The sequence below is a fragment of the Bradyrhizobium sp. ARR65 genome (assembly GCF_000472385.1).
Taxonomy (GTDB): Bacteria; Pseudomonadota; Alphaproteobacteria; order Rhizobiales; family Xanthobacteraceae; genus Bradyrhizobium.
Window position 1 is genome coordinate 23,952 of the sequence record NZ_AWZU01000022.1, and the last position, 26,177, is coordinate 50,128.

Here is a 26,177-nt window from a genome sequence, read left to right on the forward strand (position 1 = left end):
TTCATGGCAGATTGAGACGCAAGCCAACCGAGCGCGCATGCGCGTGAAGCCCCTCGGCCTCGCCCAGCGTCATCGCCGCCGGCCCCAACGCGCGCAACTGGTCGGGGCCGCATTTCAGAAGCGACGTCCGCTTCATGAAATCGAGCACGGAAAGCCCCGAGGAGAAGCGCGCCGAGCGCGCCGTGGGGAGCACATGGTTGGAGCCGCCGACATAATCGCCGATTGCTTCCGGCGTATGGAGCCCCAAGAAGATGGCGCCCGCGTTGCGGATACTTGCGGCAAACCCTTCCGGATCCGCGGTCATGATCTCCAGATGCTCGGCGGCAATCGCGTCCGCCAGCGGCACCGCGTCGGCGAGAGTCCTCACCAGGATAATGGCACCAAAGTCCTCCCAGGAGCGGCCCGCGATTTTTGCGCGCGGCAGGGTCTTGAGCTGCGACTCCACCGCGCGCGCGACGTCATCGGCAAGTTGCTGCGAGCAGGTGATCAGGATCGATTGCGCGCTTTCGTCATGCTCGGCCTGCGCAAGCAGGTCGGCGGCGATCCAGTCGGCATTGCCGAAATCGTCGGCGACGATCAGGACCTCGGAGGGACCGGCGATCATGTCGATGCCGACCTTGCCGAACACCAGCCGCTTCGCTGCGGCGACATAGGCGTTGCCGGGCCCGACGATCTTCGCCACAGGCGCAATCGTCGCGGTACCGTAGGCGAGCGCCGCGATCGCCTGCGCGCCGCCGACACGGTAGATTTCGGAAACGCCGCCAAGATGCGCGGCCGCCAGCACCAGCGGGTTGAGCCTGCCGTCGGGCGCCGGCACCACCATGACGAGGCGCGACACGCCCGCAACCTTGGCCGGCACCGCATTCATCAGCACCGAGGAGGGATAGGCGGCGGTGCCGCCGGGAACATAGAGCCCGGCCGATTCGATCGCGCTCCAGCGCCAGCCGAGCTCGACGCCGGCCGCATCGACAAAGCGCTCGTCCTTCGGCAATTGCCGCAAATGGAAGACCTCGATGCGGTCGCGGGCGAATTTGAGCGCGTCCAGCGTGGCCGGCTCGCAGGCCTTCACGGCGGCTTCGATCTCGGCAGCGGTCACACGCAAGCGGCCGGCGTCGAGATCGAGCCGGTCGAAGTTCTTCGTCGCCTCGATCAGCGCGGCGTCGCCGCGCGCGGCGACATCGGTAACGATGGCGCGCGCGGCCGCTTCGACATCGGCGGAGACCTCGCGCTTGGCGGCGAGGAATTCGCGAAATCGCTGGTCGAAATCGGCGCTGCTGCGATCCAGTCTGATGGGCATTTTGCGGCTTTCCGGGGCGGGATTCGGTCAAATAACCCCCCGCTCAATGGCGCGGCGGGTGCGCCGCGTCAACCCTCGGCAGGTCCCGTCATTCCGGGGCGCTCGCGCTGAGGGCCCTGGCTCTCGCCAGGGCGACGACTTGATTCCGGCGCCGCCCCTATGGCCCGCCCTCCCCGATCGCGCTCGTGCCGATTTCGTCGGCACCGAGATCGGTCAGCTCGCATTCCAGGCATTCGAGCTCGAGCCGCAGCGCCTTGCCGTCGGCAAACAAGAGCAGCGCGAGGCCCGAGGGCGGCTCAGCGGGGTGAAACTCGATCCCGATCAGGTCGAGCACAGCATCGGGTGCGGCAAGATCGATATTGCGCGACTTGCAGGCCAGCACCCGGTCGAAACGCAACGCGGCGACCAGGCGGCGCGGCGCGGTTTCGCCCTCCAGCGTCTGGTCCCAATCCAGCCGGCTCATGCCGATCACCAGCCGTTTTTCGCCCTGGCGCCAGATGATGTCGGAAATCTGCACGCGCGCATCCTGCACATGCGCCGAGATGACAGCTAGATCGTCTTCATCCAGCGCGATCAGTTTGAGCTGGGGAGACACGGTATCGCTCCCATGAGAACCCGTTTATGCTCCGAGCATGATCTTTTCGGAGGACCGCTGCATACTTTGCGCTAACGGCCCTTCGGGTCCCGATCATGCTCTACCTAATCGCTGATGCGGCTGATCGAGGCGCCGCATCCCTTCAATTTTTCCTCGAGCCGCTCGAAGCCGCGGTCGAGATGATAGACGCGATTGACCATGGTCTCGCCCTCGGCGGCAAGGCCGGCGATCACCAGCGACACCGACGCGCGCAGGTCGGTCGCCATCACAGGGGCGCCGCGCAGGCGCGCGATCCCTTCGATCCTGGCGGTCTCGCCGTCGAGACTGATACGCGCGCCGAACCGCGCCAGTTCCTGCACATGCATGAAGCGGTTTTCGAAGATGGTCTCGGTGATCTCGGACGAGCCCTGGGCGCAGATCATCAGCGCCATGAGCTGCGCCTGCAGATCGGTGGGAAAGCCGGGGAACGGCGCGGTCGAGACGCTCACCGGGCGGATGCCGGCGCCATTGCGGACGATGCGGATGCCCTCGGCATTGACCGAAATCTCCGCGCCCGTCTGGCGCAGCACCTCGAGCGGGGACTGCAAGAGCTCGGCCTGCGCGCCCGCAAGCTGCACGTCGCCGCCGGTCGTTGCCACGGCAATGGCATAGGTGCCGGCCTCGATCCGGTCCGAGAGCACGGGGTGCTGCGCGCCGTGCAGGGCCTCGACGCCTTCGATGGTGATGCGCGGCGTACCGGCGCCCGCAATGCGCGCGCCCATCTTGTTCAGACAAGCAGCGAGATCGGCGATCTCCGGCTCGCAGGCGGCGTTGGAGATCACGCTGGTGCCCTTCGCGAGCGCCGCCGCCATGACGGCGACATGGGTGCCGCCGACCGTCACCTTGGGAAATTCGATTGTCGCCCCGCGCAGGCCGCCGGGAGCCTTCGCGATCACATAGCCGCCGTCGATCGAGAGCTGCGCGCCCAGCCGCTCCAGCGCCATCATCAGGAGATCGACGGGCCGCGTGCCGATGGCACAGCCGCCCGGCAGCGAGACCCGCGCCTCCCGCATCCGCGCCAGGAGCGGCGCGATCACCCAGAAGCTGGCGCGCATGCGCGATACCAGTTCGTAGGGCGCGGTGGTGTCGATGATGTTGGCCGCGGAGATGCGCAAGGTCTGGCCCTGATATTCGCGGTCCCCCACTCGTTTGCCGACCGCGGTGATATCGACGCCGTGATTGCCGAGGATGCGCTGCAGGAGCGCGACATCCGCAAGCCGCGGGACATTGTCGAGGACCAGCGTGTCCTCGGTCAGAAGCGCAGCGATCATCAGCGGCAGCGCGGCATTCTTCGCTCCCGAAATCGGAATGGTGCCGTTGAGCTGTGTGCCGCCGACGATACGAATGCGATCCATACGAATGTCCTGAAACTGGCCGGGAAGTATAGGGGAAGGTGAGAACCCAAAAGGCTCCCACCTTTGCGGCGATTTAATGGGCCGCGTACCCCGTTCCTTGATGCGCCGCAAGATGCGGCGGCCAGAACAGGTATCGTATGTTGATCGGGACGGCGCTTGCGGCTTGGTTGAGGGATGCGGCGCGCTTACACCTCGCGCGTCTCGTAGAACACGATATCGGCGCCGCCGGTCGCGAAATTCGCAACGTCCGATGCGGCCGCCTTGCCTTCCGGGCTGCCGAAAGCGGCCTTGACGGCATCCATATTGTCGAAGGTCAGCGTGGCGATCAGGTGAATGCCCGACGGCCCGGCCGGGCTGACCACCGGCCCGCGGCTGATCTGATACTTACGCAGGCCCGGCATTTTCTTCGCGAGCGGAATGTGGGTCTCCGCATAATATTTGTCGAAGGCAGCGGGATCTTTCGGCGTCTTGTAGGTCACGATGACGTCGGCCATTGCAATTCCTCCCATTTTTTCTAGCCGGGCTTCTTGACGCATGATCCGGGCACAAAGGCCCGAACCGTCTGAGGAGACCATGCTCCGACAAAAAAGAACAGAGCGAACGGCGGTTCAACAAGAGTTGCCGCGCTAGAGTGCCGGCTTGGCGACATCACCGAGAAAGCTGTGCAGCGCCGCCACCACCTGCGCGCCCTCGCCGATCGCGCCGCCGACACGTTTGACGGAACCCGAGCGCACGTCGCCGACCGCGAACACGCCGGGGACCGAGGTCTCGAGCTGCGGCACCAATTTGCCCTGGTTGAGTTCGGACTGCGCGCCGGTCACGACAAAGCCGCCGCGGTCCAGCGTGACGCCGCAGCCGTCGAGCCAGGAGGTCGCCGGATCGGCGCCGACGAACAGAAAGAGGTTGCGGATATCTTCCGTGATCTCCTCGCTGGACAAGCGGCTCTTCCAGCGGATGCGCTCGAGCGAACCGTCCTCGCTGCCCTCGAGGGCGACCACCTCGGCATTGAACATCAATTCGATGTTCGGGGTCGCCTCGATGCGCTCGATCAGGTAGCGCGACATGCTGGCGCCGAGGCCGCCGCCGCGAATGATCATTAGCACCTTTCGCGCATGGCCCGACAGAAACACCGCGGCCTGGCCGGCCGAATTGCCGCCGCCGACCAGCACCACCTCCTGCTCGGCGCAGAGCCGCGCCTCGACCGGAGATGCCCAATACCAGACGCCGCGTCCCTCGAACTTTGCGAGATTCTCGATTCCAGGCCGGCGGTAGCGCGCGCCGCTCGCGACCACGATCGAACGCGCCCGCAAGGTATCGCCGCAATCCAGCGACAGCGCAAACGAGCCGTCGTTGCGCGAACAGTCGAGCGAACGCACGCTCATCGGGATCATGATGTCGGCGCCGAATTTCTGCGCCTGGGTGAAGGCGCGCCCCGCCAGCGCCTGCCCGGAGATGCCGGTGGGAAAGCCCAGATAATTCTCGATGCGGGCGCTCGCGCCGGCCTGGCCGCCGAACGCGCGCGAATCCAGCACCGCAACCGTCAGGCCTTCGGAAGCTGCATAGACCGCGGTCGCAAGCCCGGCCGGACCGCAGCCGACGATGGCGACGTCATAGATCTTGTCCCCGCGCGGACCGCCGATCATGCCGATCGCCCGCGCCAGCGCGTTTTCGCTGGGATTGCGCAGCACGGTGCCGTCGGCGGTGACGACGAGCGGCCAGTCCGAGGGCGAGGGCGAGTAGCGCGCAATCACCTCGGCCGCATCGCTATCGCGTTCGGCGTCGAGCAGATGATGCGGATAGCCGTTGCGGGTGAGGAAATTCTGCAGATGTGCGACACTGGCGGAATTGGACGGCCCGATCAGCACGGGACCGCCCACCCCACCCTGGATCAGGTTGACCCGGCGCAGGATCAGCGCCCGCATGATGCGCTCGCCGAGATCGGCTTCCGCCACCAGGAGTGCCCGCAAATTCGCCGGCGGAATCAGCAGCGTCTCGACGTCGCCTTCGGCGTGACCGTCCACCAGGGCGGCACGCCCGGAAAGCTGGCCGACTTCGGCGAGGAACTGCCCCGGCCCCTGCTCGATCACGGGGGTGACATGGCCAAACCCGTCGCGCTGGGTGATCGCGACATGGCCGGATAGAATCACGAACATGCCCGGTCCCGGCTTGCCGGTCTCGAACAACCGTTCGCCGTCTCTATAGGCCCTGATCTCGCCGAAGCGGCGCATCCGTGCGATTTCCTGCGCGGTCAGCGCCGGAAACGTCTGCTCATAACGCGGAAACAGGGCCGCCACCGAGCCGCCGTTCCCAGTTCGATCTACCGACCCGCTGTCCGCCATCCCGCTCCCCTCAACGCGCGCGCAAATTGCCGTCAGGTGCCGCGCTTGCCAACCTCCCCATCTGGGGAGGCTTGATGGCTCCCTGATGGCGCATCGGCCGTTCGTGCGCGCTCCTTCGCCTGGCTTTTTCGCCGCTTCAGATTTTCCCGCAGCTTGAGCTTCAGCCGCTCCTGCCGCGAACCCTCGCCGCCTGCGGCCTGCCTTCGTCCGTCCTTGTCCTTTTCACCCGTCGTCATCGCGGCCTGTTCGACTATCGACCTCTCGCCGAGGGGATCATAAGGCCTGACCTCGCGCCCATACCATGGGCGAAAAGTGGCTTTCGTGACATCCTGATTTTTTGCCGCGAAGCACGGAAATCGGGAACCCGCAGCCTTAAAACGACCGCAGCGGCGCCGGCGGAAGGGGCGTTTTTGCCGGCGAGCGGCCGTCTGCCACGCTTGCACATGCGGGGGGCTTGTGGCAGACATCCGGCCGTCGGTCGGCGGATCTGGAGCCGATTCTCTTTAAGCAGACATGCTGCCGTAGCTCAGTGGTAGAGCACTCCCTTGGTAAGGGAGAGGTCGACAGTTCAATCCTGTCCGGCAGCACCAGGCCTTCCGCAAGATGCTGGCTTCTTGTCCACGGGCTAATGCGAAGCTTGGCAGGGCCGTGCGGAACGTTCGTTGCCAGCTTCGGGTCTTACCCGGCGAGCCGACAAGTCAGGACGCCGCCTCGACTTCGCATTCGGTCCAATAGAGAACATTGCGGCCTTGGTTTTGGTGGGTTTCGTGCTGCCTGCGGGCCGCATGATCTCCCAGCGGCCCGAGCCCGTGACCGGCTAATTGCCGTGTTGGCGCTGCGGCGTGATCCATGTACAATTCCAGTGGGTTGGATCGCCGGCCGTTGGATCGCGGGCCATGGTGCAAGACCGACCAGTCCGAGTCGAGCGCAGGTTGTCGGCGATCTTGGCCGCCGACGTGGCTGGCTATTCTCGGCTCATGCACGACGACGAAGAGGCCACGCACGCCAAGCTGACGGGGCTTCTGGCGCGCGGCGTCGAGCCCGCGATCGCGGAGCACGGCGGCCGGATCGTGAAGTGCACCGGGGATGGGTTCCTCGCGGAGTTTCCCAGCGCGGTCGAGGCGGTCCGGGCCGCCATGCAGTTCCAGTCCCGCATCAACGAACTGGCGACCGGCGATGCGGAAGACAGGCGCATTCTCTTCCGCGTTGGCCTCAACATCGGGGACATCATCGTCGAGGCCCACGACATCTTCGGGGACGGCGTCAACATCGCGGCGCGGCTCGAGAGCATCGCCGAGCCCGGCGGCATATGCATCTCCCAGTCGGTCTTGAACCACGCACGCGACAAGGTGAATTTTGACGTCGAGGAAGCGGGCGAGCAAATTTTGAAGAATATCGCCCGTCCTGTCCACGTCTACCGCATCGTCATCGATCCCGGCCGGCGGACTGCGGCGCCTAAAACCGAGGGGCCGGCGCTCGCCTTGCCCGACAAACCGTCTGTCGCCGTGTTGCCGCTCACCAATATGAGCGGCGACCCCGAGCAGGAATTTGTCTCCGACGGAATCGCCGAAGATGTGATCACTGCGCTATCGCGCTATCCCTCCTTGTTCGTCATCGCCAGGAACTCGTCGTTCACTTACAAGGGCCGAGCGGTTGATGTGAGGCAGGTCGGGCGCGAGCTCGGCGTCCGCTATGTGCTCGAAGGTAGCGTGCGCAAGGCCGGCAACCGGATCCGTGTGACTGCGCAGCTCATCGAAGCGGCGACCAGCAATCATGTGTGGGCCGAGCGCTACGACCGCGATCTCGCGGATGTTTTCGCCGTGCAAGACGAGCTTACGGAAGCGCTGACGACCGCGCTGGCCCCCGCCATTGCAGACGCTGAGCTTCGACGCGCGATGCGCAAGCCACCAGGAAGCCTCGACGCCTGGGCAGCCTATCAGCGCGGTCTGTGGCACTTAAGCAAAGCGACCGCAGACGACGACGATACCGCGGAGAAATTCTTCAGACAGGCGATCGGGCTCGACCCGACCTTCGGAGGCAGCTACAGCGCGCTGGCCCTCTAGCAGCTACAAGCGGCCGCGCTCTACCAGAAGATGGACCTGCGAGACGCGCAACGCTCGGCCGAAACCCTGGCCCGCCGGGCGGTCGCGCTCGATGGCGCGGATGCGGAAGCGCGGTCGTGCCTCGGCTGGGCCTTGCAGGCGCGCGGCGAGGCCGACGATGCGCTGGCGGAGATCGAACGGGCTCTCTCGATGAGCCCAAATCTGGCGATCGCGCATGGCCACAGAGGCGCGACACTGATCTTCGCGGGCAGACCCAAGGACGGAGTCGCGGCGCTCGAGGCGTGTCTCAGGCTCGATCCCCGCGACCCCTATCTGGCGGTCCGTTTGCTGCACAGAGCATCCGGACTGTATTTAAGCGGCGACTACGGGGCCTCGATCGAAGCGGCAAAACGGCTGATCCGGACATATCCCGATTTCCCGATGATCTATCGCTGGTCCGCGGCGGCTCTCGGCCAGCTTGGCCGCGCAACGGAGGCGGCGGAAGCATTGGAGAAGGCGATTTCGCGCGCACCTGGGGCATTCGACATGTACGTCCGCAACAGAGCTCCGTGGTTTCGGCCGGAAGACCACGCCCATCTCGTCGACGGCTTGCGTAAGGCCGGGTGGAAGGGGTGAGCCTGCATGGAGTTTCTGCTTTGGCGCGAGCTGTTCTTCGCTCCGCCCCACGACTCCTCGCAATGGACGTAAGCAACGCTATTTGATCGTCGCGTACACGGTAATGATCGACGTGCCGGAAGCCGTCGGCCCCTGACCTGTTGCTTTGATGGCAAACGTATCGCTTCCCTTATACCTGGCCTTGGCGCTGTATTCGAACGTAGATGTATTGAGCCTCTTTAACTTGCCGTGTGCCGGCTTCTGTGAAATGGCCGAGTTGCTCACCGTACCGTGCATCCTGATTGGAAACAGGCAACTTTGCCCGGACGTGAGATCGATGTAGCCGGTCGAATTCTCACCCCAATCCGCCAGTGTCACGGACATAGAGCAATCAGAAGCGGCGGCCCGCGCCGAGGACACTGACACCAAGCTTGGAGCTCCGACCATGAGCGCCAAAGCGGCGACTTTATACAACCCCATACCGGCCTTTCTCGTCTCTACGCAAAGTCCACATTGATCACGGCTTCCTCGAGCGTACGAGGCAGCATTGGCCGAGCCCTGCCGACCGCAAACCATCATCCGTCGAGACGGTGTTCACCTGTTTGACGGCAGCCAGCCGAGGCTTACGGATTCCATCCGCCGCTCCCATACGGGCGGGTGATGATTTCAAGGAAGTGGCCGTTCGGATCCTCGAAGTAGACACCGCGTCCGCCGTCGTGGTGATTGATCTCACCTGGTTGCCTCCGCGCGGGATCGGCCCAGTAGGAAAGCTTTCGATCCCGAATCCGGCCGAAAATCTCGTCGAATTCGGCTTCGCTAACCAGGAACGCGTAATGCTGCGGCCTGATCTCGCCGTCGGTGTCCATGTAATCGAGATTGGCCCCGTTTTCGGTGACGACCATCTGAAATGGTCCCCATTTCTTCGGGGCTGGAAGATTCAGCATCTCGGCCAGAAATTTCGCCGAGGCCTCACTGTCGTGAGCGGACAAGATCGTGTGGTTGAAATGGATGGCCATGTCGCGTCTCCCGAAAACGATCGCAGCTTTTCCCGCTGCGTCGCTCATCTTTCTGGTTATTCGGTCGTAGCCTCAAAGAACGCCTCGATAGCTCCAGAACATCTTAGTCGTCGTCCATCTCCCGGATCAAACGCCATCTGTCGAAGCTTGTGAACGGATGTGCTCATCGCGACGCCACGCGCCGCCATTTTGCTTCGATGCTGGCGTTGATCGCTCGGATGCGAGCTTCATGCATGGCCCAGAAGGCGCGGCTCGCCTCGTTGGTGCCATGCTTGTAGACCGCGTACGCATCGGTCGGACGGACCGCCGTCGGCGCTTCCGCCTTCGCGGTGGCCGGCGCTCTCGCCGGCGTTGAAGCCGGCGTCACTGCGGCAACGGCTCCGGGGAGAGCGAACGGAGAATTCATGGCAATGAGCCGGTTGCGCGCCCGGTTGCAGTAGATGACCGAGCGCGCCGTCATCGTTTCCTCGCCATGGCCGGCGCGGTATTTCATCAGGGCACGGCACAGATCGCCTTGCGCGAGCCGCCAGGCCTGCGCGAGATAAGCCACGCCGTAATGGATATTGATCTCGGGCTCGGCGAGTTCGGCCGTGGTGCCCTTGAAGCCAAGCATGGCGGCGGTTTCGGGCCGCACCTGCATCAGGCCGACCTCGCCGAGACGGCCGATCACGCCTGAATCGTAGCCGCTTTCGACGAAGACCACGACCTCGGCAATGTCGGCCGGCAATTCGGTTGTCGCCGTTTCCTTCTCGATCAACGCACGCACGGCCGCGCGCGCCGGAAACGGCTCGCCAGCTCCGGGCGAAGGTGTCTCGGTCGCCTTGCTCGCCTCATCGGGTGCCGCAGTCTTGTCCGCTTCCGTGCCGGCACGAAGTGGCGCGGATACGAAGGTCAGCGCGGCCGCCAGACCTAGCTGCACGGCACATCTGATCCATGAGGAGTGCATATGCATGGCATATCACCGAGACGGTGAGCTGATGACGCCCGTCGATGGGCGTGGGGCGCGGGGCAAAACGATTAAGGCAGGCAAGATGATCCAACCGATCGGCGGGAACAATCCGGGCAACTGACGCACACTCTCTCAGGCTAGGACATTGCCGGCCTGAATGCGAATCCTTGCAAGCGCCGGGATCTTGGCGCCGAAGGATAAGGCGGTGTCGTGCGTGAGGACGGCCGCATGGTCCATGACATGCACCTGATGCGGATCAAGAAGCCTGAGCAATCCAAGAGCAAATGGGACGTGTACGAATATCTTGCGACCGTCCCCGGCGACCAGGCGTTCCGGCCGCTCGCCGAAGGCGGATGCCCTTATGTCGGCACGACCGAGTGACGGTATCTGGCAGCGCACGAGACGCCGCGCGGCACATCATCGTCTCGCCTTATCAATCGCGAAACCTGCGTGCGCCATAAACGGCGCAGCATCTTTCGCGCGCGGGACCCGCACTTGTGACCGGCTCTGAGTTCAAACAACTCCGCAAGGACCTTGGCGAGGCTATCGGGAGAGATCTGTCCACCGCCGACATGGCCAAGCTCTGCGGCCTGCCGGCGGGGCGCACGGACACCATCCTGCGCTGGGAGGTAGGCGGGCCGAGCGGATCGGCGGCGGAGTTGCTGCGCATCCTCGCGATGGCCAGCGATCGGTACCCGATCCTGGAGAATTTCAACGTGTTCGACCGCTGGGACGTGCCGGAACAGGAGCGCCCGGCGCGCCGCGCCCAATTCCGCGAGAGCATGCGCGACGAGGTACGCCGCCGGCTCGACCAGCAAGCATGATCCCGCTCCTATTCAAACGGCTGGTCTTGTGTATCGGACTCTTAAGTCTCGCCGCGACCGCAACCATTTCGCGCGAAGCAAATCAGGATCAGCCAGGCACGGTCTGGACCGCAATCAATCCCGACGCCTTTCCGGATGACGTGTTCACTTGGCACATGGGACCGGGCGGCAGCTACCGCGAAGACGGACGGGATGCCTCGAGCGGACTTTCGATCCAACCCACCCTCTCCGGGCATTGGAGCCGCGAGGGCGCGCGTATGGTCCTGCGGCAGGATGACCTGCCCTATGTCTTCGACGGCGTGGTGCTGGGCAATCTTTACGGCGGGACGCTCTATTTCGGCGGGCGCGCCGTATCTCGCTTCGGTGCCGTCAAGGGCGAGCAGGCGCCGGAGCGATGTGACGCCGGAGCCGGCGTGGCGCTCCTCGCAGCCGGAATAGCGCTCACCAAGCCTTAACCCGATTGTTCCGGAGAGGGACAGGAATGCTCACCTTTAACGCTTTCTTCAGCCTTCGTTAGGGCCCCATTAATCACAAGAAATTGTTTATCTTACAACAGGTTAGATCGGGACCCGGTGTGTTCCGCCGGTGACAGCATTTTATTCAAAAGCAGTCTATCTGGCCTCCATCGATGGCGCCCGCAGGCGGCGCCTCTTCGCGTGTTTTGTTCGGAGACCAAAATGAAGAAAGTTTTCCTGGCCACTGTGGCGCTCGCAGCCGTCGGCGCGGCCGCGCCAGCACTTGCCGCCGATCTCGGCGCCCGCGCGCCGTATTATCAAAAGGCTCCCGCCTATGTGCCGGCGCCGATCTACAACTGGACCGGCTTCTATATCGGCGGCCACATCGGCGGCGCCTTCTCCAGCGACAATAACTTCTCTGGACTCTCCACCGGCAACAACTCCAACGGCCGCTTCCTCGGCGGCGTGCAGGTCGGCTACGACTGGCAGCTCAACCCAGCCTTCGTGATCGGCCTCCAGGGTCAGTATAGCTGGTTGTCCGGCAATGTTGGCGCGGTGTTCCCGGGCGGGCTCGCCTATACCAACAAGCAGCGCGGGCTCGGCTCGATCACCGGCCGCGTCGGCTATAGCTGGGGCCCTGGCCTGCTCTATGTGAAGGGCGGCTACGCCTATTCCGACAACAACGAGAGCGTGACGTTCGGCGGCGTTCCGGTTGCGTTTGCGACCAGCGGCGACCACACCAACGGCTGGACCGTCGGCGCCGGTCTCGAATACATGTTCGCGCCCAACTGGTCGGCCAATATCGAATACCAGTACTACAACTTCGGCGATGCCCGCTTCACCGCACCGGCTGGACTGGTGGGAGTCGGCAGTTTCACCACCGACGACCACACGGTAAAGGCCGGCGTCAACTACCGCTTCAACTGGGGCGCCCCGGTCGCGGCACGGTACTGAGCGGCTATTCATTAACGATTCGGAAAGAGGCCGGCAGCATGCCGGCCTCTTTTGCGTTTGTTGCTCAAGAAGCATGCAAAACGATGCAAGATTCCCGAGTTTATTAACCGGGTGACGCGATACTGCGCCCTTGTTCGTCTTCAAGTAGCGAGCTCGGGGCATTGGGCATGGCGTTACGATCGGGGATCGGCAAATTTTTGCGCGTGCTGCGACCGCGCCTTGGCGTCAGGGGCAGTCTGTTCGCCGCCTTCGCGGTCATCGCCGGCATGGCAATCGTGATCTCCGCGGGCGCCGCGCTGGTGTTCCGTCATCTCGGCGGCATCATGGAAGACTTCTCCGGGCGCGACATTCCGCGGCTTGCCGCGAGCCTGCAGCTTCAGGCGCAAAGCGCGACGCTCGCCGCGCAGGGACCGGCGCTGCTGGCCTCGCAAAACGAGGACGCGCTGCAGGAGCACACCGGGAAGCTCGGTGAAATCCAGAAGCTGACCATGGACAAGCTGGGGGAGATCATCGAACTCGGCACCGACAAGGCCGTGGTCGATGAGCTGCGCCAAACGGTCAAGAACATCAATGAGGCTACCGCGAGCCTCGGCTCGGCCGCGCGCGAGCGGCTGGATGCGAGCGCCCAGCACAACAAGACCTACGATGCGCTGCGTCGTGCGCAAGCCGCCTTCGTCGCCGCCGCGGGTCCGGTGATGCTGGATGCGCAGGCCCAGACCAATGCGATCCTGAGCGCCGCCGAAATTTCCGTCGATGACGCGACGCAGGCCTCACGCACGGTGGAGCAGCTCAGCAACGTCGTGGCCAGCGGCAATCTCGCCGCCTCCGACATGGCCGCCGCGCTGTCCGCGAATAGCAGCGACACGCTGGATGACATCCAGAAGGAGTTCAAGGCGACGCAGGACAAGGTCCGCGCCAATCTCGAGCTCCTGCCCGACACCGGCGGGACCAGGGCGCTGAAAGCGGCCGCGGAGGAATTGCTGGCGCTCGGCCAGGGCAAGACCGGCGTATTCAAGGTGCGGCAGAAGGAGCTCGATTCCGAGGACTACGGCCAGACCGTGCTGGACGAGACGCGCAAGCTCAATGTCGGCCTCGGCATGAGCGTGCAGCAGCTCGTCGATGACGTGCGAGCAGAGACCAATGCCTCGACCTTCCAGGCGCGCCAGGAGATTTCGCTGGCGACGGCCGTGATGCTCGGGCTCGGGGCGGCGACCCTGTTCGGCTCGGTGCTGTTCGTCTGGTTCTATGTCGGGCGCAACATCCTGCGGCGGATCGGCAATCTGCAGCGCTCGATGCAGCGCCTGTCCGCTGGCGATCTCGATTCGGAGATCTATCACAGCCACCAGAACGATGAGATCGCATCGATGGCGGACGCGCTGCAGGTGTTTCGCCAGAGCATGATCGAGGCGCGCACGCTCTCCGCCGACCAGGACAAGGACCGCCTCGCCAAGGCGGAACGCGCCTCGCGCATGGAAGCGCGCATTGCCGAATTCGAGGCGACGGTGCGCGCCGCGCTCGACAATCTGCAGCACGCGGCCAATTCCATGCAGGCGACCGCGCAGAGCATGGCGAGTACCGCGGACCAATCGAGCGCGCTGGTGAACGCGGTGGCGTCCGCCGCCGAGGAAACCTCGGTCAATGTGCAGACCGTGTCCGCCGGGACGGAAGAGTTGTCCTCCTCGATCGCCGAGATCAGCCGGCAGGTGGTCAACTCGGCCGAGATCGCCCGCAAGGCCGTGGACGAGGCCACCGCGACCGACTCGACCGTGCAGGGGCTGGCCGACAATGCCAGCCGCATCAGCGTGGTGGTCGATCTGATCCAGGTGATCGCGTCCCAGACCAATCTGCTGGCGCTCAACGCCACCATCGAAGCGGCGCGCGCCGGCGAGGCCGGCCGCGGCTTTGCCGTGGTTGCCGCCGAGGTGAAGAACCTCGCGAGCCAAACCGCGAAGGCAACAGACGAGATCCGCGCCCAGATCGCCAGCATGCAGCAGGTGACGACGTCGGCGGTCGGCGCGATCCGCAAGATCGGCGGGACCATCGGCGAGATCAACGAGGTCACGACGGCGATTGCGTCCGCGATCGAGGAACAGGGCGCGGCGACCCGCGAGATCGCCCGCAACATCCAACACGCGGCCGGCGGCACCAGCGAGGTCTCCAGCAACATCGTCGGCGTCTCCACCGCGTCCGCCGAAGCCGGCGCGGCGGCGGGCCAGGTGCTGGACGCCTCCGCCGCACTTCGCCGCGAGGCCGACAGGCTGCGCGCGGAGATCGACGCGTTCCTGGCGAATATGAGGGCGGCCTGACCGAGCGCGTCATTCCGGGGCGACGCGCGGCGTCGAACCCGGAATCTCGCGCCACAACCTCTGGATTCCGGGTTCGCGCGCTGACGCGCGCGCCCCGGAATGACAGCCATGTCAATGGCAACGGCCCAGCTTTTCGGCTGGCGCCACGCTGCTTGGACAGCTAAGTCGATGACATGCATTCCAAGATCGACAAGATTCAATCCTCGGCCGAGGCACTGAGATACCCCTGGGAAGCGCACCCTGGGCCGGATCAGGTCGTGGAGGTGATGCCAGGCGTGCTCTGGGTACGGCTCAAGCTGCCGTTCCGCCTCAACCATGTGAACATCTACCTGATCGCCGACGGCGACGGTTTTGCGATGGTCGATTCCGGTTTCGGCAATGAGGAATCGATCGCGGCCTGGACCGCGCTGTTCGACGGACCGCTCCGCCACGTGAGGGTCACGCGGCTGATCGTCACCCATTCGCACCCTGACCATGTCGGGCTGGCCGGCTGGATCGTCGAACGCTTCGGCTGCCCGCTGCAGATGTCGCAGGTGGAATATCTGCAGTCGGTCTATCACCAGAACCGCGGCACCGAGGAGCGGCGCAACGCGCAGCGGCTGTTCTTTCGTCGTCACGGCATGGATGAGAGCCTGACCGACCAGCTGCTCGGCCGCGGCCAGGAGTATCTGAAGCGCGTCTCCGTGCTGCCGGCCTCCTACCGGCGGATTTCCCATGGCGACGAGGTCACGATCGGAAGCCGCCGCTTCAAGGTGATCACCGGAGGCGGTCATGCCCTCGACCAGGTGATGCTGTATTGCGCCGCCGACAAGCTGTTTCTCTCGGCCGATCAGGTCCTGAGCAAGATCTCGCCCAACGTCAGCGTCTGGGCGGTCGAGCCGGACCAGAACTCGCTCGGAGAATATCTGGCTTCGCTCGCGAGCCTCACCACGACCCTGCCCTACGACGTCATGGTGCTGCCCGGCCACGGCGTCCCGTTTTACGGCTTGAAGACCCGCATCAAGCAGCTCGCCGACCACCACGAGGAGCGCTGCCGGCTGATCGCCGAAGCCTGCCGGGACATCCCGCAGACCTCCGCCGAGCTGGTCCCGGTGGTGTTCCATAAGCATGTGCTGGATGCGCACCAGATGGGCTTTGCAGCCGGTGAGCTGATCGCCCACGTCAATTACATGCTGGTGGAAGGGCGCCTGACGGCGCAGGAAAGCGACGGCGTGCTGCGTTTCAGGACGACCTGAGCCGCGAGGCGTGACCGCCTGCGCGTCTCACGCGGGATTGATCCGCATCAATCCGGTGATCGGGCTTTCTTATAAGACTCTCACCCGCGAATGCGCCATCGGATGGACAATTCGCCCTATCTCGTGGGCAATTCCGGCTCTCGACAGCAAAGCTGGAAACGCTCTAAAAATGGGTCTGAACCCGCCCGGTTTTTCAAGCTTCCGCTCCAGGTCTCGCGATGGACTATAACCAGTTTTTCAGTGCCGCCCTCGGTCGCCTCCATGATGAACGGCGTTACCGGGTCTTTGCCGATCTCGAGCGCATCGCCGGCCGCTTCCCGCACGCGATCTGGCATTCGCCCAAGGGCGCGCGCAATGTCGTGATTTGGTGCTCCAACGACTATCTCGGCATGGGCCAGCATCCGAAGGTGGTCGGCGCGATGGTCGAGACCGCGACGCGCTTCGGCACCGGCGCTGGCGGGACCCGCAATATCGCCGGCACCCATCATCCGCTGGTGCAGCTCGAGGCGGAACTCGCCGATCTCCATGGCAAGGAAGCGGCGCTCCTGTTCACCTCGGGCTATGTCTCCAACCAGACCGGGATCGCGACCATCGGCAAGCTGATCCCCAACTGCCTGATCCTGTCGGACGCGCTCAACCACAATTCGATGATCGAGGGCATCCGCCAGTCCGGCTGCGAGCGGGTGGTGTTCCGCCACAGCGATCTCGCGCATCTAGAGGAACTCCTGCAGGCGGCAGGCGAGAAGCGCCCGAAGCTGATTGCCTGCGAAAGCCTGTACTCGATGGACGGCGACATCGCGCCGCTGGCGAAGATCTGCGATCTCGCCGAGCGCTACAATGCCATGACCTATGTCGACGAGGTCCATGCGGTCGGCATGTACGGCCCGCGCGGCGGCGGCATCGCCGAACGTGACGGCGTCATGGACCGGATCGACATTCTGGAGGGCACGCTGGCTAAGGCGTTCGGGTGCCTCGGCGGATATATTGCCGCCAAGGGCGAGATCATCGACGCGGTCCGTTCCTATGCGCCGGGCTTCATCTTCACCACGGCGCTGCCGCCGGCGATCTGTTCCGCCGCGACCGCCGCGATCCGGCACCTGAAGACCTCTAACTGGGAGCGCGAGCGCCATCAGGACCGCGCCGCCCGGGTCAAGGCGATCCTTTCCGCCGCCGGCCTGCCCGTGATGTCGAGCCAGACCCATATCGTGCCGCTGTTCGTGGGCGACCCCGAACGCTGCAAGATGGCCTCCGACTTCCTCCTGGAAGAGCACGGCATCTACATTCAGCCGATCAACTATCCCACCGTCGCCAAGGGCACGGAACGGCTACGGATCACTCCGTCGCCCTACCACGACGACAGCCTGATCGATCAGCTCGCCGAGAGCCTGCTCCAGGTGTGGGAACGCCTCGGCCTGCCGTTGAACCAGAAATCGCTGGCGGCCGAATAGCAGCGAGCAGCCCCCTCCCGCGGGGTTAACGACGATCTTCGTTCCTGAAATAATTCAGGAATTCCTGTCGCCTGCGGCAGCGCGAGGCGCTACACTTTCCGCGGATATTGGATTGGGAATTGAATTGACGGAGCTTCTGCGTCCTTCGTCATGCCCCCGCGAAAGCGGGGCATCCAGTAGACGGAGCCGCCACTGATGGGTCTCCGACTTCTTGGATTGCTGGATCGCCCGGTGAAGCCAGACGATGACAGCGGAGGAGGACGCTGACCGAATAAGATCCGGCGTTAGAGGAGGATCGCGCAACGATGTTGCACGACTGGGGCGTCATCGCAGCCGCCTTCGGCTACATCGGGTTTCTGTTCCTGGTCGCAAGCTATGGCGACCGGCTGTCGGCGGACCAGCGCGGCCGTGCCAGCGGGCTGATCTATCCGCTGTCGCTCGCGATCTATTGCACCTCCTGGACCTATTTCGGCTCGGTCGGCTCAGCCACCCGCACCAGCATCGATTTCCTCGCGATCTATGTCGGCCCGGTGCTGATGATCGCGCTGTTCACGCCGGTCCTGCGCCGCGTCATCCAGCTCGCCAAGGGCCAGAACATCACGTCGATCGCCGATTTCATCGGCGCGCGCTACGGCAAGAGCCAGGCGGTCGCCGTCACCGTGGCCCTGATCGCAATCATCGGATCGGTTCCCTACATCGCGCTGCAGCTCAAGGCCGTGGCGTCCTCGCTCGAGACCATCCTGAGCGAAGATCATTTCATTTCGCGGATTCCGATTCTCGGCGACATCCCGCTCCTGGTGACGCTGGCGATGGCCACCTTTGCCGTGCTGTTCGGCACCCGGCAGACCGATGCCACCGAACATCAGCACGGCCTGATGCTGGCGGTCGCGACTGAATCCATCGTCAAGCTGGTCGCCTTTCTCGCCGCCGGCGCCTTCGTCACCTTCTGGATGTTTACCCCTCTCGAGCTCGTCGAACGCGCCATGAAGACGCCGGAGGCGGTGCGCGCGATCGACTACGTGCCCTCGATCGGCAATTTCCTGATCACCACGCTTCTATCGTTCTGCGCGATCATGCTGCTGCCGCGACAGTTCCATGTCAGCGTGGTGGAAAATTCCAGTGACGCCGAGGTGCGGCGCGCGCGCTGGCTGTTTCCGCTCTACCTCCTCGCCATCAACCTGTTCGTCATCCCGATCGCGCTGGCAGGCCTGATCACCTTTCCCTTCGGCGCGGTCGATAGCGACGTCTACGTGCTGGCGCTGCCGATCGAGGGCAACGCCACGCTGCTGTCCATCGGGGTGTTCGTCGGAGGACTATCGGCCGGAACCGCGATGGTGATCGTGGAATGCGTGGCACTGTCGATCATGGTGTCGAACGACATGGTGGTACCGCTGGTGTTGCAGCGGGCACCGCGCTCGCGCGCCGCCGCCGATTTCGGCGACTTCCTCTTGAAGGTGCGGCGCTTTGCGATCTTCGCCATCATGGCGATGGCCTATCTCTATTACCGTGCGCTCGGCCACACGCATCTCGCCGCCATCGGGCTGTTGTCATTCGCGGCCATCGCCCAGCTTGCGCCGGCCTTTTTCGGCGGCCTGATCTGGCGACGCGGCACCGCGCGCGGCGCCATCGGCGGCATGCTGGTCGGCTGCGCCGTGTGGATCTACACGCTATTTCTGCCGAGCTTCCTCGATACCAGCACGGCGGGCATCCTGCTGTTGCAGCACGGCCCGTTCGGGATCGAGGCCTTGCGGCCGCAGGCGCTGCTCGGCACCGACCTGCCGCCGCTGATGCATGGCATACTCTGGAGCCTTTCGCTCAATGTGCTGACGTTTGTCGTGCTCTCGCTCTGGCGTCAGCCCTCCTCGATCGAACGGCTGCAGGCCGACCTGTTCGTGCCGAACGAACTGGCCCCGATGGCGCCGAGCTTCCGCCGCTGGCGCACCACGGTCACCGTGCAGGACATCAGGAACACGGTGGCGCAATATGTCGGCACCGAACGCGCCCGTCAGTCGTTCGAGGCTTTTGCCCTGACCCGACATATGCGGCTCGATCCGGCCGCGCCCGCTGATTTCGAACTGCTGCAGCATGCCGAACACCTGATCGCCTCCTCGATCGGGGCGGCGTCCTCGCGCCTGGTCATGTCGCTGCTGCTGAAGAAGCGCACCGTCTCCGCCAAGGCCGCACTGAAACTGCTCGACGACTCCCATGCTGCGTTCCACTTCAACCGCGAGATCATGCAGGCCGCGCTGGACCATGTGCGGCAGGGCATTGCCGTGTTCGACGCGGACCTGCATCTGATCTGCTCCAACCGCCAGTTTGGCGAGATCCTCGGCCTGCCGCCGCATCTGGAGCAGATCGGCATTCCCTTGCGCGAGATCCTTGCCTTCATGGCGGAGATCAACCCGCCCGACGTCGATGACGGCGAGACCTTTATCGAACAACGGCTTGCGGCCTATACCGCGGAGGGCCAACCGCATCTGGAACGCCTCGCGGACCGCCACATGGTCGTCGAGGTGCGCTCGAACCGCATGCCCGATGGCGGGCTCGTCATCACCTTCACCGATGTCACCCCGTCCTTCGAAGCGGCGGAGGCGCTGGAGCGCGCCAACGCGACGCTGGAAAGGCGCGTGCGCGAGCGCACCGAGGAGCTGACGCGGCTCAATTCCGAGCTCGCCCTCGCCAAGAGCGCGGCGGAGGATGCCAACATCTCCAAGACGCGTTTCCTGGCGGCGGCGAGCCATGACATCCTGCAGCCGCTGAATGCCGCGCGGCTCTACGTCACGAGTCTGGTCGAGCGCCAGAGCGGCGGCGAGACCGCACGCCTGGTCGAAAACATCGACGATTCCTTGGAGGCAATCGAGGAGATCTTAAGCGCGCTGCTCGACATTTCGCGGCTGGATGCCGGCGCGATGACGCCCTCGATCTCGAGCTTCAAGATCGGCGACCTGATGCGCTCGCTGGAAATCGAGTTTGCTCCGATCGCGCGCGCCAAGGGATTGAAGCTGAGTTTCGTGCCCTGCTCGCTGCCGGTCGAATCCGATCGCCTGCTGCTGCGCCGTCTGCTGCAAAATCTCATCTCCAACGCAATCAAATACACCCCCCATGGCCGCGTGCTGGTCGGGTGCCGGCGGCGCGGCGACTCGCTCAAGATCTGCGTCTACGATACCGGGGTGGGCATTCCGCCGCTCAAGCGCGGCGAGATCTTCAAGGAGTTTCATCGCCTCGAACAGGGCGCGCGGATCGCGCGCGGCCTGGGACTTGGACTTTCCATCGTCGAACGGCTGGCGCGTGTGCTCAAGCACGGCATCGCGCTCGACGCCAATGCCGGCGGCGGCTCAATGTTTTCAGTGACCGCGCCGCTCGCCAAGGCCGTCAATCACACCGCGGCGGTGACGAGCGCCACCCCGCTCGCCAAGACGCCGATGAGCGGCGCCCTGATCGCCTGCATCGAGAACGATCCTGCGATTCTGGACGGCATGAAAACGCTGCTCACCGCCTGGAGCGCCGAGGTGATCGCAGTGGCCGATCCGGAGGCCGCCGTCGAAGCCATCGAGAAGGCGGGCCGCAGGGTGACCGGTCTTCTGGTTGACTATCATCTCGATCGCGGCAACGGCGTTGCCGCGATCCGCGAGATGCGCCGCCGCTTCGGCGAGTCGATCCCTGCCATCCTGATCACGGCCGACCGCAGCCCCCACGTGCGCGCCGCCGCGCGCGAGGAAAGGATCGCGGTGCTGAACAAGCCCGTCAAGCCGGCCTCACTGCGCGCGTTGCTCGGGCAATGGCGCATCCAGCAGATGATCGCGGCGGAGTAGGTGCACGTCAAAGTTTTGCGCTCAGCGCTCCGTCCTTCCGGGGCGATGCGAAGCATCGAACCCGGAATCTCGAGATTCCGGATCTGGTGCCGCGCACCATCCCGGAATGACGGAGGACGGGTCCGCTACTGCTCCGACGGCGTGCCCTGGCGCCATTGGCTGCCGGCGATCTTGGCCGCGGCGATCACGGCTTGCGTCCGGCTCTCGACGCCGAGCTTTTGCAGGATCGCCGAGACATGGGCCTTGATGGTCGCTTCGGAGACACCGAGTTCATAGGCGATCTGCTTGTTGAGCAGGCCCTCGGACAACATCATCAAGACCCGCACCTGCTGCGGCGTCAGTGTCACCAGGCGATCACGCAGCCGCGTCATCTCGGGATCGGCGGCGGCCGACAGATCGGTGTCCGGCGGCACCCAGACGTCGCCCTCCATCACCTTGAGGATGGCATCGCGCAGCGTTTCGACCCCGAACCGTTTGGGAATGAATCCGGAGGCGCCGAAATCCAGCGAGCGGCGGATGGTGGCGACGTCGTCGCTCGCGGAGACGATGACCACCGGAATAGCCGGATATTGCGCACGCAGATAGATCAGGCCGGAAAAACCGGAAATGCCCGGCATGCTCAGATCGAGCAGGATGAGGTCGACGTCGGCATCCTGTTCGAGCAGCGCGGTGAGATCCTCGAACGATCCCGCCTCGTCGATCCGCGCCGATGCGACCACGCTCCCAACCGCCTGCCGAAGCGCGGCGCGGAACAGCGGATGATCGTCGGCGATGACAAGACGGGTCGGGGATGCTGCCATTATGTTTTCTGGACGTGATTATGTCTTCTGAACGTGATCTGTCTGCGCGCTCGTTGCAAAGACGGCCTGCCGCGGTCCAAGGCCCTCTCTTTCGAATTGTCGGCTCGCTATATTCTTTAGTTGGTATTTCGCATGCAAGCCCACAATAAGCCTCTGACGAAAAGCAGTTAATTACGACCTTGTGCGACGCAGCAGGCAAGCGGCAGTTAATCCACAGCAAAGCCGCGCGCGGAGCGGCTGGCTCATGGCCAAAAGTCTAAAGTCTTATGGGCTGGGTTTGAGCGCGATGTTACCGTGAGGACAAGCCCCAGGGCGAGCGCCGGCATTGGCGCATGGGGGAGCAATACTGCACTTAACTTTTTCGGGGAGCGAAGCATGACAATAACTGCAACCGCGGGCGGCAGCGTCCGCTCCGGAGGAATGACGGCCGAAGAGCGAAAGGTCATTTTCGCTTCCTCGCTCGGCACCGTCTTCGAGTGGTACGACTTCTACATCTACGGTACGCTGGGCGCCTTTCTGGCGAAATATTTCTTCTCCAACGTGCCACCGGCCGTCGGCTTCATCTTCGCGCTGCTCGCCTTTGCGGCGGGCTTTGCGGTCCGTCCGTTCGGCGCGCTGATCTTCGGCCGCCTCGGCGACATGATCGGCCGCAAATATACCTTCCTGATCACGATGACCCTGATGGGCGTCGGAACCTTCTTCATCGGCCTGTTGCCGGGCTATCAGACCTGGGGCCTCGCCGCGCCGATCGTGCTGATCGCGCTGCGCCTGGTGCAGGGCCTGGCGCTCGGCGGCGAGTATGGCGGCGCGGCCACCTACGTGGCCGAACACGCGCCCAGGAACAAGCGCGGTTACTACACCTCCTGGATCCAGACCACGGCAACGCTCGGCCTGTTCATGGCGCTGCTGCTAATTCTCGGCATCCGGTCCGCGATGGGCGAGGACTCCTTCGGGAGCTGGGGCTGGCGCATTCCCTTCCTCGCATCCGGCATCCTGCTGATCGTCTCGATCTGGATCCGGCTGAGCCTCAGCGAATCGCCAGTGTTCCAGCGGATGAAGGAAGAGGGCAAGACGTCGAAGCGTCCGCTGACGGAAGCTTTTGCCGAATGGTCGAACGCCAAGATTGCCATCCTGGCGCTGCTCGGCGCCACGGCCGGCGAAGCGGTGGTGTGGTACGGTGGACAGTTCTATGCGCTGTTCTTCCTGACCCAGACGCTCAAGGTACCCGGCGTGCCCGCGCAGATCATGATCGTAATTGCGCTCGCGCTCGGTACGCCCTTCTTCGTCCTGTTCGGCTGGCTCTCCGACAAGATCGGCCGCAAGCCGATCATCCTGGCGGGCTTCCTGCTGGCGGCCGTGACCTATTTCCCGATCTTCAAGGGAATCACCCACTTCGCCAACCCGCGGCTCGAAGCGGCGCTGGCCTCGGCGCCTGTGACCGTGATCGCCGATCCCGGCGAATGCTCGTTCCAGTTCAAAGCAACGGGTACGGAAAAATTCACAACGGGTTGCGACATCGCTAAATCGGCGCTGGTGAACCTGTCGGTGAACTACACCAACCAGGACGCGCCGAAAGGCACGCCGGCCCAGGTCAAGATTGGCGATACCACGCTGACGGCAACCGCGGCTGACTTCGCCAAATCGCTGGCCGCGGCGATCAAGAGCCACGGCTACCCGGCGACTGCGGATCCCAACGAGATCAACTACGTCATGACGACCGTACTGCTCTGGATCCTGGTCATCTACGTGACGCTGGTCTACGCGCCGATCGCGGCCTGGCTGGTCGAGCTGTTCCCGAGCCGCATCCGCTACAGCGGCATGTCGCTGCCCTACCACATCGGCAACGGCTGGTTCGGCGGCTTCCTGCCGGCCACAGTGTTCGCGATCGTCGCCGCGACTGGAAACATCTATTCCGGTCTCTGGTATCCGGTCGGTGTCGCCGTGATGAGCCTGGTCATCGGCTTCCTGTTCCTGCCCGAGACCAAGGACGTCGATATTACCAAGACCTGACACACGGGCACGGGTGTCGATCAAAAGACCGGCCGCGGGATGATCCCGCGGCCGTTTTTGTCAGCCCACCTGACCGGAAAACTGCAGCACGATCTGGCGCCGATGCGGAGCGCGGCGATGCTCGACCAGATAGATCGCCTGCCAGGTGCCGAGCGCGAGCCTACCGGCAAGCACGGGAATCGTGAGCGAGACCGACGTCAGCATGGTCTTGATGTGGCCCGGCATGTCGTCGGGGCCTTCCGTGTCGTGCGTCCATCCGGCATTCGCCGGCGCGAGCCGATCAAGCGCCGTGGCGAGGTCGTCGAGCACGGACGGATCGGCGTTTTCCTGAATGGTCAGCGAGGCCGAGGTGTGGCGGATGAACAGGGTCGCCGCCCCCTCTCTTGCGCGGGCCTCGCGCACGAAGGCCGCGACCTCGGCCGTGACATCGAAAAATCCCGTGCCGGTCGTTTGCACCTCGATCTGCGAGGTGACGATGCTGTTTGCGGTGACGACCGATGGCGGAGTGCGCGATGTGGATTTGTAGTGCGTCACGATCGACTCTCAATAGAGGTGCAGCAGAGATGTAGGGTGGGCAAAGCGAAGCGTGCCCACCAGCTTGTTCGAGAATGGACTTGGTGGGCACGGCGCGATGCGCCTTTGCCCACCCTACATCCTTCGCATCTCAAATCTTTCCCGAGGCATCCCGTTGCATCTGATTGGCCATGTCCACCAACCGCCGCCAGGCACGCTCCAGAAATGACATCACGCGATCAACATCCGCATCGCTCGGCAGCGGAATTTCGATCTTGCGCTCGCCTTCTGCCTTGGGCGTGACCTGCTTGTCGGATTTCGGCAGCGCCTCCTCGGTCTTGGCGGATGGGGCGGGCTCGCGCGAGGCGAGCTCCGCCTTCAGCTTTTCATTCTCGGCCTGAAGCCGGCCGATCGCCTCATCCATCGCCTTGCGCTCATCCGGCACCTCATAGCAGGCCCAGCCATTGCCGTTATTGCTGCAGGTGGAGACCGCGCCGGTTCGGGTATCGAGGCGAATGAAGCCATCGGCGGTCTGCGACAGCGTATAGCGACCGTTCTCGGTCTCAGGTCCCGGCTCGGCCACTGCGGCGCCCAGGCCGATCACCGAAAAGGCCATCACCGTCAGGCTCGTGAGGAAATAGGGTGACGTGATCGGGCTCATGTCGATTGCTCCGCCTCGCAAGACGCGCGTGCCGCTCCGTTTGATCGCGCATGATCTTTTCGGCATCTGCCGGAACACACTCTAACCTTGAGAGCTATAGGGCCGGCGTCCTGATTTCAACGCATCCGCAAGCAGTTCGATACGATCCTGTCCCCAAAACACCTCGCCGTCGAGCACATAGGCCGGCGAGCCGAACACGTCGGCTGCAATCGCGTCCTGGCGGTTCTTCTCATAGGCCGCACTGATCGCATCCGAGCTCGAGTGCTCGACCAGTTGCCGGCCCGGCAGCCCGACGCCATCGGCGATCCCAGCGAGGGTATCGGGATCGGCCAGATCGAGTTCATCCTCCCACACGGCCGGGAAAGCACGCCGCAGAAACGGATCGGGATCGTGGCCGGCCTCGATTGCGGCGATGACGAGCCCATCCGCCAGCCGTGCATTGAACGGGGAGTATCTTGGCTGCAGATTGAAGTTCAAGCCGCGCTTGTCGCGCCAGCGCCGCAGCTCCACCATGCGGTAGCGCTGCCGCACCGGATGTCGCTTGACCAGTGGCAGTCCACCGGTCTCCGAGAACAGATCGACCAGCACCACCGGCTGGTGATTCACCTTAAGACCATAAGTCGCGACCACATCGCGAAAGGCCTTGTGGCCGATATAGGCCCAGGGCGATGACAACGAGAAATAATAGTCGACCCGGCGCGACATTTTGGCTCCCTGCGGCTTTGCGCGTTTTCGCTCATCATCCCAACAGACCCGGTGAACAGGCGCAAGCAGATGGGGTGCTTCGAAATTGACCGATGCGGCAGGCCGCGGCGGGTTCCAGATCGTCATCCGATTGGACGCGTCGTGACGCCGTCGCTGCGCGGGATTTCCGCACGCCGGAACTGACCGGCCGGCCAAACATGCCTCCAC

23 protein-coding genes, 1 tRNA gene and 1 pseudogene are annotated in these 26,177 nt (G+C 64.2%); 12 read left to right on the forward strand and 13 right to left on the reverse strand.

Annotated elements, in window-relative coordinates; genetic code table 11:
* Position 1 precedes the first annotated feature (1 nt).
* The 6 genes from hisD to F758_RS0122985 all read right to left on the reverse strand — a co-directional run bounded on the left by hisD (position 2) and on the right by F758_RS0122985 (position 5,861).
* Complete coding sequence (gene hisD / locus F758_RS0122960) at positions 2-1,297, reverse strand: histidinol dehydrogenase (RefSeq protein ID WP_024510067.1); 1,296 nt, start codon at positions 1,295-1,297, stop codon at positions 2-4.
* 157 nt (positions 1,298-1,454) lie between these two features.
* Positions 1,455-1,892 (reverse strand): DUF2948 family protein, encoded by a 438-nt coding sequence (locus F758_RS0122965; protein WP_024510068.1) that lies wholly within the window; start codon positions 1,890-1,892, stop codon positions 1,455-1,457.
* Positions 1,893-1,996: 104 nt separating this feature from the next.
* Positions 1,997-3,286, reverse strand: coding sequence for a UDP-N-acetylglucosamine 1-carboxyvinyltransferase (gene murA, locus F758_RS0122970; protein ID WP_024510069.1), 1,290 nt, complete (start codon positions 3,284-3,286; stop codon positions 1,997-1,999).
* Positions 3,287-3,471: 185 nt separating this feature from the next.
* On the reverse strand, positions 3,472-3,780 hold the full coding sequence (locus F758_RS0122975; RefSeq protein WP_024510070.1) for an EthD family reductase: 309 nt from the start codon (positions 3,778-3,780) through the stop codon (positions 3,472-3,474).
* A 132-nt stretch (positions 3,781-3,912) separates the two neighbouring features.
* Positions 3,913-5,625, reverse strand: coding sequence for an FAD-dependent oxidoreductase (locus tag F758_RS0122980; protein ID WP_024510071.1), 1,713 nt, complete (start codon positions 5,623-5,625; stop codon positions 3,913-3,915).
* Positions 5,626-5,657: 32 nt separating this feature from the next.
* Complete coding sequence (locus F758_RS0122985; RefSeq protein ID WP_024510072.1) at positions 5,658-5,861, reverse strand: hypothetical protein; 204 nt, start codon at positions 5,859-5,861, stop codon at positions 5,658-5,660.
* Positions 5,862-6,140: 279 nt separating this feature from the next.
* Between F758_RS0122985 and F758_RS0122990 the strand changes: the two genes are divergently transcribed.
* The 3 genes from F758_RS0122990 (at position 6,141) to F758_RS46620 (ending at position 8,303) form a co-directional block, all read left to right on the forward strand.
* Positions 6,141-6,215 (forward strand) — tRNA-Thr (locus F758_RS0122990).
* Positions 6,216-6,557: 342 nt separating this feature from the next.
* Complete coding sequence (locus F758_RS44405; RefSeq protein ID WP_198026548.1) at positions 6,558-7,688, forward strand: adenylate/guanylate cyclase domain-containing protein; 1,131 nt, start codon at positions 6,558-6,560, stop codon at positions 7,686-7,688.
* A gap of 30 nt (positions 7,689-7,718) precedes the next feature.
* A complete protein-coding gene (locus F758_RS46620) occupies positions 7,719-8,303 on the forward strand; it encodes a tetratricopeptide repeat protein (protein WP_051387017.1) in 585 nt (194 codons plus the stop codon).
* Between the two features lie 78 nt (positions 8,304-8,381).
* On the opposite strand, the gene F758_RS0123000 is transcribed toward F758_RS46620, so the two are convergent.
* From F758_RS0123000 to F758_RS0123010, 3 genes are all read right to left on the reverse strand, one after another.
* Positions 8,382-8,666, reverse strand: coding sequence for a hypothetical protein (locus tag F758_RS0123000; RefSeq protein ID WP_245286564.1), 285 nt, complete (start codon positions 8,664-8,666; stop codon positions 8,382-8,384).
* 239 nt (positions 8,667-8,905) lie between these two features.
* The gene (locus F758_RS0123005) at positions 8,906-9,298 is read right to left on the reverse strand and encodes a VOC family protein (RefSeq protein ID WP_024510074.1); all 393 of its coding nucleotides are present in this window, start codon (positions 9,296-9,298) and stop codon (positions 8,906-8,908) included.
* Positions 9,299-9,461: 163 nt separating this feature from the next.
* Positions 9,462-10,217 (reverse strand): transglycosylase SLT domain-containing protein, encoded by a 756-nt coding sequence (locus F758_RS0123010; RefSeq protein WP_245286565.1) that lies wholly within the window; start codon positions 10,215-10,217, stop codon positions 9,462-9,464.
* A 231-nt stretch (positions 10,218-10,448) separates the two neighbouring features.
* Here F758_RS0123010 and F758_RS48040 point away from each other — a divergent pair.
* The 8 genes and pseudogenes from F758_RS48040 to F758_RS0123060 all read left to right on the forward strand — a co-directional run.
* Positions 10,449-10,628 (forward strand): annotated as a pseudogene (locus F758_RS48040) (ABC transporter substrate-binding protein); the annotation flags it as partial.
* A 116-nt stretch (positions 10,629-10,744) separates the two neighbouring features.
* Positions 10,745-11,071, forward strand: a complete 327-nt coding sequence (locus F758_RS0123030; protein ID WP_024510076.1) for a helix-turn-helix domain-containing protein — start codon at positions 10,745-10,747, stop codon at positions 11,069-11,071.
* Positions 11,068-11,526, forward strand: coding sequence for a hypothetical protein (locus F758_RS0123035; protein WP_024510077.1), 459 nt, complete (start codon positions 11,068-11,070; stop codon positions 11,524-11,526). The genes F758_RS0123030 and F758_RS0123035 overlap by 4 nt, the downstream gene beginning before the upstream one ends.
* A gap of 222 nt (positions 11,527-11,748) precedes the next feature.
* Positions 11,749-12,480 (forward strand): outer membrane protein, encoded by a 732-nt coding sequence (locus F758_RS0123040; RefSeq protein ID WP_024510078.1) that lies wholly within the window; start codon positions 11,749-11,751, stop codon positions 12,478-12,480.
* Between the two features lie 167 nt (positions 12,481-12,647).
* Positions 12,648-14,786 carry a methyl-accepting chemotaxis protein gene (locus tag F758_RS0123045; protein ID WP_024510079.1) on the forward strand — a complete coding sequence of 713 codons (2,139 nt, stop codon included), beginning with the start codon at positions 12,648-12,650 and terminating at the stop codon, positions 14,784-14,786.
* A gap of 173 nt (positions 14,787-14,959) precedes the next feature.
* Positions 14,960-16,021, forward strand: a complete 1,062-nt coding sequence (locus F758_RS0123050) for an MBL fold metallo-hydrolase (RefSeq protein ID WP_024510080.1) — start codon at positions 14,960-14,962, stop codon at positions 16,019-16,021.
* Positions 16,022-16,239: 218 nt separating this feature from the next.
* Positions 16,240-17,469, forward strand: a complete 1,230-nt coding sequence (gene hemA / locus F758_RS0123055; RefSeq protein WP_024510081.1) for a 5-aminolevulinate synthase — start codon at positions 16,240-16,242, stop codon at positions 17,467-17,469.
* Positions 17,470-17,774: 305 nt separating this feature from the next.
* Positions 17,775-21,281 carry a PAS domain-containing hybrid sensor histidine kinase/response regulator gene (locus F758_RS0123060; protein WP_024510082.1) on the forward strand — a complete coding sequence of 1,169 codons (3,507 nt, stop codon included), beginning with the start codon at positions 17,775-17,777 and terminating at the stop codon, positions 21,279-21,281.
* Between the two features lie 125 nt (positions 21,282-21,406).
* On the opposite strand, the gene F758_RS0123065 is transcribed toward F758_RS0123060, so the two are convergent.
* Positions 21,407-22,081 (reverse strand): response regulator, encoded by a 675-nt coding sequence (locus F758_RS0123065; RefSeq protein ID WP_024510083.1) that lies wholly within the window; start codon positions 22,079-22,081, stop codon positions 21,407-21,409.
* 375 nt (positions 22,082-22,456) lie between these two features.
* Between F758_RS0123065 and F758_RS0123070 the strand changes: the two genes are divergently transcribed.
* Complete coding sequence (locus tag F758_RS0123070) at positions 22,457-24,091, forward strand: MFS transporter (RefSeq protein WP_035722826.1); 1,635 nt, start codon at positions 22,457-22,459, stop codon at positions 24,089-24,091.
* Positions 24,092-24,151: 60 nt separating this feature from the next.
* Here F758_RS0123070 and F758_RS0123075 read toward each other — a convergent pair whose 3' ends face one another.
* The 3 genes from F758_RS0123075 to F758_RS0123090 all read right to left on the reverse strand — a co-directional run bounded on the left by F758_RS0123075 (position 24,152) and on the right by F758_RS0123090 (position 25,970).
* Positions 24,152-24,625, reverse strand: a complete 474-nt coding sequence (locus F758_RS0123075; RefSeq protein WP_024510085.1) for a secondary thiamine-phosphate synthase enzyme YjbQ — start codon at positions 24,623-24,625, stop codon at positions 24,152-24,154.
* 130 nt (positions 24,626-24,755) lie between these two features.
* Positions 24,756-25,265: a hypothetical protein gene (locus F758_RS0123080; protein WP_024510086.1), complete on the reverse strand. Its 510-nt coding sequence runs from the start codon at positions 25,263-25,265 to the stop codon at positions 24,756-24,758.
* Between the two features lie 81 nt (positions 25,266-25,346).
* Positions 25,347-25,970, reverse strand: coding sequence for a 2-hydroxychromene-2-carboxylate isomerase (locus F758_RS0123090; RefSeq protein WP_024510087.1), 624 nt, complete (start codon positions 25,968-25,970; stop codon positions 25,347-25,349).
* Positions 25,971-26,177 lie beyond the last annotated feature (207 nt).